The 9,946-nt window shown below is 73.0% G+C and carries 10 protein-coding genes and 1 riboswitch; of the genes, 1 reads left to right on the top strand and 9 read right to left on the bottom strand.

Annotated elements, in window-relative coordinates; translation table 11 throughout:
- Positions 1 to 110: 110 nt before the first annotated feature.
- The 5 genes from rpmG to ACIHEJ_RS40630 form a co-directional block, all read right to left on the bottom strand.
- Positions 111 to 275 (bottom strand): 50S ribosomal protein L33, encoded by a 165-nt coding sequence (gene rpmG, locus ACIHEJ_RS40650; RefSeq protein WP_400142945.1) that lies wholly within the window; start codon positions 273 to 275, stop codon positions 111 to 113.
- 119 nt (positions 276 to 394) lie between these two features.
- Complete coding sequence (locus tag ACIHEJ_RS40645; RefSeq protein WP_400142944.1) at positions 395 to 805, bottom strand: SRPBCC family protein; 411 nt, start codon at positions 803 to 805, stop codon at positions 395 to 397.
- 12 nt (positions 806 to 817) lie between these two features.
- On the bottom strand, positions 818 to 1,270 hold the full coding sequence (locus ACIHEJ_RS40640; protein ID WP_400142943.1) for a MarR family winged helix-turn-helix transcriptional regulator: 453 nt from the start codon (positions 1,268 to 1,270) through the stop codon (positions 818 to 820).
- Positions 1,271 to 1,347: 77 nt separating this feature from the next.
- Positions 1,348 to 2,526, bottom strand: a complete 1,179-nt coding sequence (locus ACIHEJ_RS40635) for a PP2C family protein-serine/threonine phosphatase (protein ID WP_400142942.1) — start codon at positions 2,524 to 2,526, stop codon at positions 1,348 to 1,350.
- Between the two features lie 80 nt (positions 2,527 to 2,606).
- The gene (locus tag ACIHEJ_RS40630) at positions 2,607 to 3,839 is read right to left on the bottom strand and encodes an FAD-dependent oxidoreductase (RefSeq protein WP_400142941.1); all 1,233 of its coding nucleotides are present in this window, start codon (positions 3,837 to 3,839) and stop codon (positions 2,607 to 2,609) included.
- 132 nt (positions 3,840 to 3,971) lie between these two features.
- Positions 3,972 to 4,039: riboswitch (guanidine-III (ykkC-III) riboswitch) on the top strand.
- A 12-nt stretch (positions 4,040 to 4,051) separates the two neighbouring features.
- Here ACIHEJ_RS40630 and ACIHEJ_RS40625 point away from each other — a divergent pair.
- On the top strand, positions 4,052 to 4,930 hold the full coding sequence (locus tag ACIHEJ_RS40625; protein WP_400142940.1) for an MBL fold metallo-hydrolase: 879 nt from the start codon (positions 4,052 to 4,054) through the stop codon (positions 4,928 to 4,930).
- A 25-nt stretch (positions 4,931 to 4,955) separates the two neighbouring features.
- Here the strand turns inward: ACIHEJ_RS40625 and ACIHEJ_RS40620 are convergent, their stop codons facing one another.
- Genes ACIHEJ_RS40620 through ACIHEJ_RS40605 form a run of 4 tightly spaced genes read right to left on the bottom strand, consistent with a single transcriptional unit; the run spans position 4,956 to position 9,787 of the window.
- Positions 4,956 to 6,098: an XdhC family protein gene (locus ACIHEJ_RS40620; RefSeq protein WP_400142939.1), complete on the bottom strand. Its 1,143-nt coding sequence runs from the start codon at positions 6,096 to 6,098 to the stop codon at positions 4,956 to 4,958.
- Positions 6,091 to 8,220: a xanthine dehydrogenase family protein molybdopterin-binding subunit gene (locus ACIHEJ_RS40615; protein ID WP_400142938.1), complete on the bottom strand. Its 2,130-nt coding sequence runs from the start codon at positions 8,218 to 8,220 to the stop codon at positions 6,091 to 6,093. Before ACIHEJ_RS40615 ends, ACIHEJ_RS40620 begins: the two co-directional genes overlap by 8 nt.
- Positions 8,217 to 9,209: an FAD binding domain-containing protein gene (locus ACIHEJ_RS40610; RefSeq protein ID WP_400142937.1), complete on the bottom strand. Its 993-nt coding sequence runs from the start codon at positions 9,207 to 9,209 to the stop codon at positions 8,217 to 8,219. Before ACIHEJ_RS40610 ends, ACIHEJ_RS40615 begins: the two co-directional genes overlap by 4 nt.
- Positions 9,206 to 9,787, bottom strand: coding sequence for a (2Fe-2S)-binding protein (locus ACIHEJ_RS40605; protein ID WP_400142936.1), 582 nt, complete (start codon positions 9,785 to 9,787; stop codon positions 9,206 to 9,208). Before ACIHEJ_RS40605 ends, ACIHEJ_RS40610 begins: the two co-directional genes overlap by 4 nt.
- Positions 9,788 to 9,946 lie beyond the last annotated feature (159 nt).

Here is a 9,946-nt window from a genome sequence, read left to right as displayed (position 1 = left end):
CCCCCCCCCCCCCCCCCCCCCCCCCCCCCCCCCCCCCCCCCCCCCCCCCCCCCCCCCCCCCCCCCCCCCCCCCCCCCCCCCCCCCCCCCCCCCGCGGGTGCGGTCCCGTGTCACCGCTCCTCACGGAACAGGACGTGCACGCCGGCCACCGGGTCGTACTTGCGCAGGACGAGGCGGTCGGGGTCGTTGAGACGGTTCTTGCGCGTCACATAGGTGACGCCGGTCCCGGCCGTCGACTTCAGCCGGACGACCGGACGCGTGGTGCTGCGTGCCATGGGATTCCTTTCCGCCCGGCCGCCCCCCGCTGCGATCTTGATCCGGGCATGCCAATCACAACGGCTGCAACAGAGGCGGTCGGGCAGGTATTCCGGACCGTCGGCGCACGTCCGGGCGATCACTCCCCCGCGGACTCGAGCACCTTCTTCAGGATGGCCAGCTCGGTGTCGACCAGATCGGTCTGCTCCTTGAAGAAGGTGTCGGTGAACGACGGCGGCCGATGGAAGGTGATCATGAACTCGGCGCCGTCGCCGTTGGGGATCACCCGGGCCGGCACGCGCCAGGAGGCCGTTTCGTCGACGTAGTCGTGGTCGAGGATGCCGAACTCGGCGTTGGCACGCAGACGCAGCCCGGCCGGGCCCAGCGGGGTGGACATGCGCCACCAGTCGGGGTCGTCGGTGGGCTCGATCGACCGGACGTTGACGACGGCCCACCGGGGCCAGTTCGCGGGGTCGGCGAGGAAGGAGAAGACCTTCTCGTAGGGGCAGTCGATGGTGACGGTCTTGGTGACGGAGGGTTCGATGCTCATCGTGCGCTTCTTTCAAGGAGTGCCGTGCGGTGCCGGCGGATGCGCCTCGCCCACCAGCTGCCGGATCCACCGCTCCAGCTGCCGCCGCTGAGCGGCGTCGAGCGAGCCGAACCAGTGGGCGTCGTTCCGGTCGGCGATCTCGGCGAGTACCGGGACCAGGGCCCGCCCCCGGTCGGTCAGGACGAGCCGCACCGTGCGCCGGGAGGCGGGGTCCGGCTCGCGGCGGATCAGGTCCTTGGCCGCGAGCCGGTCGACCAGGCGGGAGACGGCTCCCGGATCGATGTCCATGTGCGCGGCCACGGCCTTGGTGGTGTCGTGGCCGTGGAAGACACTGATCATCACGCCCCACTGGGACACGGTGACGTCGTACCGGTCGAGTTCGGCCTCGAAGCGGCTGTGGACCTCGTCGGAGAGACGACGAAGCCAGTAGCCGAGATGGTCGTGGAGTCCACTCGTCTTGCTCACACGTCCAGCATTGTTGACGCGGCAATTCTTGTCAAGGCAACAATGACGTGAGGGGTTCGCACGACCGACGGTCCGCCTCAGCCCGGGACCGGCTTGGTGCCGTGTCCGAGACCGCCCAGGTGAAGGCCCGCCCCGTGCCGGTGGCCCCGCAGGGCGCTCGGCGTGCGGCAGAAAGCGATGAGGGCGGCGTCGTCGTCGAGGCGTCCCCCCACGTGGTCGAGCAGGTCGCGGCGGATGTGGTGCAGCAGCCTCTCGGGGCTGCTCCCCGCCCACCGGACCGCCCGATCGGCGAGCGGGTAGAAGATGCCGCCGGTGTCCCGGGCCTCGATGACGCCGTCGGTGTAGAGCAGGAGGGTGTCGCCGGGCTCGAAGGAGAACACGTCGACGGTGTACTCCCCGGGGGACGGCCCATGGATCCCCAGCGGCGGCGCCGGGTGCACGGGAACCGTCACGGCACTGCCGGCACTGAGCAGCAGGGGCGGCGGATGGCCGCAGCTCAGGACCCGGGTGACGTGGCCGTCGTCGGGGATCTCCACCAGCATCACGGTGGCGAACCGCTCCCCCAGGTCTTCGTCGGATCCGAGGTTGGGCAGGTTGCGGGCCACGCTGCGTTCGAGGGCGGCGGCCAGGTCGGGCAGGGTGGTGTGGTGGTGTGCCGCCTCGCGGAAGGCACCGATGAGGAGGGCGGCCTCGCCGACGGCGGACAGGCCCTTGCCGCGGACGTCGCCGATCATGACCCGCACACCGTTGTCGGTGGGCGTCGCGGCGTACAGGTCGCCGCCGATCTGCGCCTCGGCCTCGGCCGCCAGATACAGGCAGGCGATGTTCATGGGACCGATCCGCTCCGGCAGCGGCCACAGCAGAACGTGCTGGGCGGTTTCGGCGACCATGCGGACCTGGGCCAGCTGGCGCTGGCGGCGCTCGCGCATCACGCAGTAGAACACGGTCAGGGCCGACAGGACGGCCAGGGCCAGGATCTGCACCAGTACGTTGCGCGTGAACAGCACCCCGAAGTGCCAGCCGATGTACGCCTGCGCCGCCACGGCCAGGAACCCGACCAGCCCGGTCAGCCAGGCACCGGCGAAAGAGGCGGTGATCGCCGGGGCGATGACCAGCAGCGGACCCAGATGGACGTCGGCCGGAACCAGCTGGTCCACCACGGTGATGACCACGATGAGCACGATGGGGATCAGCAGCAGCGCATGGCTCGACTGCCACGGCTGCCGCACACCGGCAGCACTTCGCCGGACGTCCACGCCTTCCACAGTGCACCATCCGAGGGACGGCTGACGACCGCACACCCGGCGACTCCAGCTGGTCCGCCGAGGCGCGACGGCTATCGGAGGGCCACCTCGGGTGGGCGTTCCCGCAGTGCGCCGTAGGCGATGAACCAGGCGGGAACGCGCCGTACCCAGCGTGATCCGGCGACCAGGTGCGCCAGGCGCCGGGCCCTCTCCGCGCTGCCGAGCGGCGGCCGGCCCTGCAGGACGGGGGCGATGAAGCGGGCGTGAGCCGTCCGCTGGAGCGCCTGGGTGGCGACCGTGGTCGGCCTGCGGCGCCGCTGCAGCCCGCGTACGTCGCGCGGGCGTACGGTCCCGCGGCGCAGGGGCTCGGCCAGATAGCGGGCGGCGGCCACCGCGTCCTGCACCGCGAGGTTGATCCCGATGCCGAAGACCGGGGACATGGCGTGCGCGGCGTCGCCGATGCACAGCAGGCCGGGCCGGTGCCAGTGGCGCAGCCGGTCCAGGCGTACGTCGAGGAGCTTGACCTCGTCCCAGGAGCGCAGGGCGTGTGCGCGGTCGGCGATCCAGGGGACGGCGGCGGTGAAGTCGGCCAGGAAGGCGTCCAGGCCGGCCGCTCGGCGCCGGGTGTCCGCGCCCTTGGGGATGAGCGCGGCGCACTGCCAGTAGTCGCCGCGGTCGATCATCGCCGTCAGGAAGCGGTCGCCGACGCCGCCGACGAGTCCGCGCGGGTCGCCCTCGTGGCGCGGGAGGCGGAACCACCAGGCGTCCATCGGGCAGTCGAAGCGGCGCAGGCCGAGCTCCGGACGGGACCGGGCCAGCGAGCCGCGGCCGTCGCAGGCGACGGTGAGCACGGCGCGCACCTCTCCGGTGCGGCCGTCGGAGGTGCGATAGCGCACCCCCGTCACCCGGCCGGACTCGATCAGGAAGGAGGTCGCCTCCGTGCTCATCCGCAGCTCGAACACCGGCTCGCGCCGGGCCTCGTCCGCGAGGAGGTCCAGCAGGTCCCACTGCGGCACCATCGCCACGTAGTTGTACGGGCCGGGCAGCACCGTGAGGTCCGCGACCGTGACGGCCGAGCGGCCGGTTCCGACGGGCAGCTGGACGGTGCGCACCCGGCGCTGCGGCAGCCGGGCGAAGCGCTCGGCCAGGCCCAGGTCGTCCAGCAGCGCCAGGGTCGAGGGGTGGACGGTGTCGCCGCGGAAGTCGCGCAGGAAGTCGGCGTGCTTCTCCAGTACCGTCACGGGGACGCCGGCCCGGGCCAGCAGCAGGGCGAGCACCATGCCCGCGGGGCCGCCTCCCACCACACAGCACGTGGTCTGCTCCATCGCGGTCCTGCCCTTCGTGGGAGCAGTAATTCATCGCCAGGTGAATACTGTACTCCTCGGCGGCCCGCCTTCCGAGTCCCGGCCGGGCCGGGCGGAGCGGCGGCCGGCCGCAGGCGGCGTGGTAGCGTCCGGGCGGCGGCTCGGACGTGCCTGCCCCGGACGAGATGTGCGCCGTACCCGGCCCGCAAAGACGACGCACACGCGGAGACATCGTGGACACCGGCACGCACCCGATCGACTTCACCTCCACCGCTCCCCGGGCGCTCCCACTGCCGGTGCGGTGGATCCACGGCTCGCCCTCGGCCAAGCACAACACCGACCCGGACATCCAGGTCCACGCCTACGACGAGCACACCTTCGTGCTGCGGCAGAACATGGCGGTCCACTACGAGGCGCCGTTCCTGTTCCTGCTGTGCGGCAACGAACGGGCCGTGCTGATCGACACCGGCGCCACGGAGTCCGCCGAGTTCTTCCCGCTGCGCCGGGTGGTCGACGGGCTCCTCGCGGACTGGCTCGCGCGGCATCCCCGGGACGGCTACCACCTGCTCGTGCTGCACACCCATGGCCACGGTGACCACGTCGCGGGCGACGGCCAGTTCGCCGGCCGCCCCGCCACCACGGTGGTGGGTGCCGACCGCGCCACCGCCTGGCGGTACTTCGGGTTCGAGACGGACCCGGACGCGGTCGCCCGTGTCGACCTGGGCGGCCGGGTCCTGGAGTGCCTGGCCACCCCGGGCCACCACGAGGCGGCCGTCACCTTCTACGACCCGGCCACCGGGCTGCTGCTGACGGGCGACAGCGTCTATCCCGGCCGGCTCTACATCCAGGACGTCCCCGCGTTCACCCGCAGCATCGACCGGCTGATCGAGTTCGCCGACCGCCGGCCGGTCACCCATGTGCTCGGCTGTCACATCGAGATGACCACCGAACCCGGCGTGGACTACCCCGTCCGCACCACCTACCAGCCCGACGAGCCCCCGCTCCAGCTGACGCCGGCCCACCTCCGCCGGATCCGGGAGGCGCTCGGCCGGCTCGGCGACGGCCTCACCCGGCAGGCCTCCTCCGACTTCGTCCTCTGCCCGCACTCCTGAGCGGTCCGGACCGCCTCCCGGCCCGTCAGGCGGCCGTGACCTCGCTGTCCCCTCCCCGGTCGCGGTGGATCGGCGTCTTCGCACCGGTCAGGGGAACGCCCGTCCCGCCCCGCCCGGCGGCGACGATCTCCGCCACGATCGACAGGGCGGTCTCCTCCGGCGTACGGGCGCCGAGGTCGAGGCCGATCGGGGACCGCAGCCGGGCCAACTCGCGCTCGCTCACACCTTCTTCGCGCAGCCGTCGATCGCGCTCCTCGTGCGTGCGGCGCGAGCCCATCGCGCCGACGAACGCCACGGGCAGCGCGAGGGCCGTCTTCAGCAGGGGCACGTCGAACCGGGCCTCGTGGGTGAGCACGCACAGCACCGTGCGGGCGTCGGTCGCAGTGCTCCGCAGGTAGCGGTGCGGCCAGTCGACGACGACCTCGTCGGCGTCGGGGAAGCGGTCAGGCGTGGCGAAGACGGGGCGGGCGTCGCAGACGGTCACGTGGTAGCCGAGGAACTTGCCGGCCCGCGCCAGCGCCGACGCGAAGTCGACCGCACCGAAGACGATCATGCGCGGGGGCGGCACGTTCGACTCGACCAGCAGCGTGACACCACCGGGGCAGTGCGAACCGTCCTCCGAGATCTCCAGCGTGCCGGTGCGGCCCGCCTCCAGCAGGGCCCGGGCCTGGCCCGCCGCCGTCCGGTCCAGCTCGGGGCGGCCGCCGAGACCGCCCTCGTACGTACCGTCGTCCCGCACCAGCACGGCCCGGCCGAGGAGTTCGGCCGGACCGCGCGTGACCCGGGCGAGGGCCGCGGGCACGCCCCGGGCGGCGGCCGAGACCGCCGCACCCAGGACCGTCCGGGCGGGCCCCTGCCCGCCCACCGGCGTGATCAGCACGTCGATCGTCCCGCCACAGGTCAGCCCCACGGCGAAGGCGTCCTCGTCGCTGTAGCCGAAGCGTTCGGTGACGCTCTCGCCGGTCTCCAGCGCCTGCAGGCACAGGTCGTACACCGCGCCCTCCACGCAGCCGCCGGAGACCGAGCCGATGACGCTGCCCGCGCGGTCGACGGCGAGGGCGGCGCCGGGACCGCGCGGCGCGCTGCCGCCGACGGCCACCACGGTGGCCACCGCGAAGTCCCGGCCCTCCTCGAACCAGCCGATCAGCTGATCGGCGATGTCAAACACGCGGCGCTCCCGCCAGGATGACGCGGTCGGGCCTGATCGGAAGGGTGCGGTGCCGTACGCCGGTCGCGTGCCAGACGGCGTTGGCGACGGCGGCCGCGGCGCCCACGATGCCGATCTCCCCGATGCCCTTGATCCCGACCGGGTCCGCGGGGTCGGTGTCGTCGATCCAGTCGGCCTCGATGTGCGGTACGTCGGCGTGGGTGGCCACGTGATAGCCCGCGAGGTCGGCACCCACGTGGCCGCCCGAGGCACGGTCCCGGACCGCCTCCTCGTGCAGGGCCATGGAGATGCCCCAGATCATGCCGCCCCGCAGCTGGTTGCGTGCGGTGAGCGGGTTGACGATCCGGCCGGCCGCGAAGACGCCGAGCATGCGCCGTACCCGCACCTCGCCGGTGGAGACGTCGACGGCGACTTCGGCGAACTGCGCGCCGAAGGAGTGGCGTTCGGCGGGGGCGAGGGCACCGATGGCCGCGGTGGTGTCCGACCGCACCGTGATGCCCTCCGCAGGGACGTCGGCGCCCAGGGCCAGCCGCTCGCGCAGTTCGCGGGCCGCGGCCGTGACGGCCCAGGACCAGGAGCGGGTGCCCATGGAACCGCCGGCGATCATCGCGGGCCCGAAGTCGCTGTCGCCGATGCGCACGCGGACGCGCTCCGGCGGCACGTCCAGCGCGTCGGCGGCGACCAAAATGAGTGCGGTACGGGCCCCGGTGCCGATGTCGGCCGCGGAGATCCGGACGGTGAAGGTGCCGTCCGGGTACGCGGTCGCGGACGCCGTCGACGGTGCGGCGCCCGCGGGGAAGGAGGCCGCCGCCGTACCGGTGCCGAGGAGCCAGCGGCCGTCCCGGCGCTGCCCGGGACGCGGGTCGCGGTCCGCCCAGCCGAACCTGCGGGCGCCCTCCCGGAAGCAGTCGGGCAGATTGCGGCCGGCGAACGGCAGGCCGGAGACCGGGCCCTTGTCGGGTTCGTTGCGCAGGCGCAGCTCGATCGGGTCGAGCCCGCACTTCTCGGCGAGTTCGTCCAGCGCCGCCTCCAGCGCGAAGGACCCGGGTGCCTCGCCCGGGGCACGCATGAACGTCGGGGTGGGCACGTCGAGCCGCACCACGCGGTTGGCGGTGTGGTGGGCGTCGGCGTCGTACATCACCCGCGCCGGCGCGGCGCTCGCTTCGACGAACTCGTGCACGGTGGAGGTGAGGCTGACGGAACGGTGCTCCAGGGCGCGCAGCCGTCCGTCGGCGTCGGCGCCGAGCCTGACGTGCTGGGTGGTGGGGCTGCGGTAGCCCGCCAGCGAGAACATCTGGCGGCGGGTCAGGACGACCCGCACGGGCCGTTGCAGGACGGTCGCGGCCATGACGGCGGCCACCTGGTGGGCGCGGACGCCCTTGCTGCCGAAGCCACCGCCGACGTGCTCGGAACGCACGCGGACCGCGGACGGTTCGAGGGAGAAGAGGTTGGCGAGTTCACCGACGACCCAGGTGGCTCCCTGGTTGGAGTCGATCACCTCGAGCCGGCCGTCGTCCCAGCGAGCGGTGGCCGCGTGCGGCTCCATCGGGTTGTGGTGCTCTTCGGGGGTGGTGTACTCGGCGTCCACGACGGCGGCCGACGCGGCCAGTTCCGCGTCGAGGTCGCCCTTCTCCGTCACCCCGGGCATATGGCCGTCCACCGGGTAGGCGTCCGGGTGCTCGCCGTCGAAGCCGATGTCGTGGGGCTGCTGTTCGTAGTGCACCACGAGCGCTTCGGCGGCCTCCCTGGCCTGCTCGGACGTCTCGGCGACGACCAGCGCCACCGGCCAGCCCAGGTGCGGCACCCGGTCGTGCTGGAAGACGGCGCAGGTCGGGTCCGGCTTCCCCAGGAAGCCGGTGTAGTCGGTGTCCAGGCGCAGGGCGTTGCGGTGCTCCAGGACGGCCAGGACGCCCGGCATGGCGAGCACGGGGTCGGTGTCGATGTCCCGGATGCGGCCGCGTGCGACCGTGGACAGCACCAGCCAGCCGTGCGCGAGGTCCGCGAAGGGGACCTCACCGGCGTAGCGGGCGGCTCCGGTGACCTTGTCCCTGCCCTCGACACGGGTGTGCGCGGTGCCGACGGAAGGCGCCTGTACGGATGTTCCGACGGTGACCGTGGTCATCGGGCAGCCTCCTCGGCGAGTTCGGACAGGACGGCCACCACGAGGTTGCGCATGAGGGTCACCTTGTATCCGTTGCGGGGCAGCGGCCGGGCCGCGGTCAGTTCGGCGTCGGCAGCGGCGGCGAAGGTCTCGGCGTCGGCCGGCGCGCCCGCCAGTACGCGTTCGGCGGCCACGGCCCGCCACGGCCGCGAGGCGACCGCGCCGAAGGCCAGGCGGACGTCCCGGACGACACCGTCACGGACGTCCAGCGCGGCGGCGACGGACCCGATGGCGAACGCGTACGAGGCTCGCTCGCGCACCTTGCGGTAGCGCGAGACGGCGGCGACCGGGGCGGCCGGCAAGGCCACATGGGTGATCAGCGCGCCCGGCGGCAGGGCGGTCTCGCGGTGCGGGGTCTCACCGACGGGCAGGTAGAAGTCGGCGAGCGGCAACTCCCCCGGCCCGTCCGCCGTCTCGAAGTGGACGACGGCGTCGAAGGCGGCCAGGGCGACGCCCATGTCGGAGGGGTGTACGGCCACGCAGTGGTCGGACGCCCCCAGGATCGCGTGGTTGTGGTGCTCACCCTCGACGGCGGGACAACCGCTGCCGGGGACGCGCTTGTTGCACGGCTTGGTGATGTCGGTGAAGTAGCCGCAACGGGTGCGCTGCAGCAGGTTCCCGCCGACCGTGGCCATGTTGCGCAGCTGTCCCGACGCGCCGGCGAGCACCGCCTGCGCCAGAGCCGGGTAGCGGCGCCGTACCTCGGGATGGGCGGCCAGGTCGCCGTTGGTGACGGTGGCGCCGATGCGCAGACCGCCCTGCGGCGTCGACTCGATGTCGTCGAGCGGGAGTTCGCGGATGTCGATGAGCCGGGCGGGCCGTTCGACCCCGGTCTTCATGAGGTCGACGAGATTGGTGCCGCCGCCGAGGAAGCGCGTGCCCGGATCGGCGCCGAGCAACGCGACGGCACCGGAGACGTCGGACGCCCGGTGATAGTCGAACTCCTTCATGCCACGGCCTCCTTCGTGCCCGCAGCGGAGCCGACGCGCTCCGCGTCCGCCCCTGCTGCGGCGGCCCGGGCGACGGCCTCGACGATCGAGACGTACGCGCCGCAGCGGCAGAGGTTGCCGCTCATCCGCTCGCGGATCTCCTCCGCCGTCAGGGGCGGTGATCCCGCTTCGGGCCGGATGTCGTCGGTGACGGCGCTCGGCCAGCCCGCCGCGTGTTCCTGGATCATCCCGATCGCCGAACAGATCTGCCCCGGGGTGCAGTAGCCGCACTGGTACCCGTCCAGGTCGAGGAAGGCCTGCTGCACGGGGTGCAGCTGTTCGCCGTCGGCCAGGCCCTCGACGGTGGTGATCTCGCGGCCCTCGGCGGCCACGGCCAGCTGCAGGCAGGCGACGGCCCTGCGCCCGTCCAGCAGCACGGTGCAGGCACCGCACTGCCCCTGGTCGCACCCCTTCTTGGTGCCGGTCAGATCGAGCCGCTCGCGCAGCGCGTCGAGCAGGGTGGTGCGGTGATCGACGGGCAGTGTGTACTTCTCTCCGTTGATCTTCAAAGTGATGACACTGGACGTCGATGAGGCCATGAGCAGCTTCTTTCGCATTTCCAGGACAGACGGGACGCGGTCTCGCCGCCGGCGTACCGGGCGGCGTGGGAGGAGTGCGTTGGGGGTGGCACCGCAGCGGTGGAGCGAAGTGCGGAGCGCTGGGTCAGAAGTCGTGGCTGCCGACTGCCGTGGGGCCGC

Origin of the sequence: Streptomyces sp. NPDC052301, assembly GCF_044593395.1 — a bacterium.
In the GTDB taxonomy this organism is placed as follows: Bacteria; Actinomycetota; Actinomycetes; order Streptomycetales; family Streptomycetaceae; genus Streptomyces.
Note: the sequence above shows the minus strand (reverse complement) of the source record. Positions and strands in the feature narration are given on the sequence as shown.

Coding starts and splice junctions, on each gene's coding strand:
- ACIHEJ_RS40605 (WP_400142936.1), bottom strand. CDS start 9,787: ATGGCCTCATCGACGTCCAGTGTCATCACTTTGAAGATCAACGGAGAG.
- ACIHEJ_RS40630 (WP_400142941.1), bottom strand. CDS start 3,839: ATGGAGCAGACCACGTGCTGTGTGGTGGGAGGCGGCCCCGCGGGCATG.
- ACIHEJ_RS40645 (WP_400142944.1), bottom strand. CDS start 805: ATGAGCATCGAACCCTCCGTCACCAAGACCGTCACCATCGACTGCCCC.
- ACIHEJ_RS40610 (WP_400142937.1), bottom strand. CDS start 9,209: ATGAAGGAGTTCGACTATCACCGGGCGTCCGACGTCTCCGGTGCCGTC.
- ACIHEJ_RS40615 (WP_400142938.1), bottom strand. CDS start 8,220: ATGACCACGGTCACCGTCGGAACATCCGTACAGGCGCCTTCCGTCGGC.
- rpmG (WP_400142945.1), bottom strand. CDS start 275: ATGGCACGCAGCACCACGCGTCCGGTCGTCCGGCTGAAGTCGACGGCC.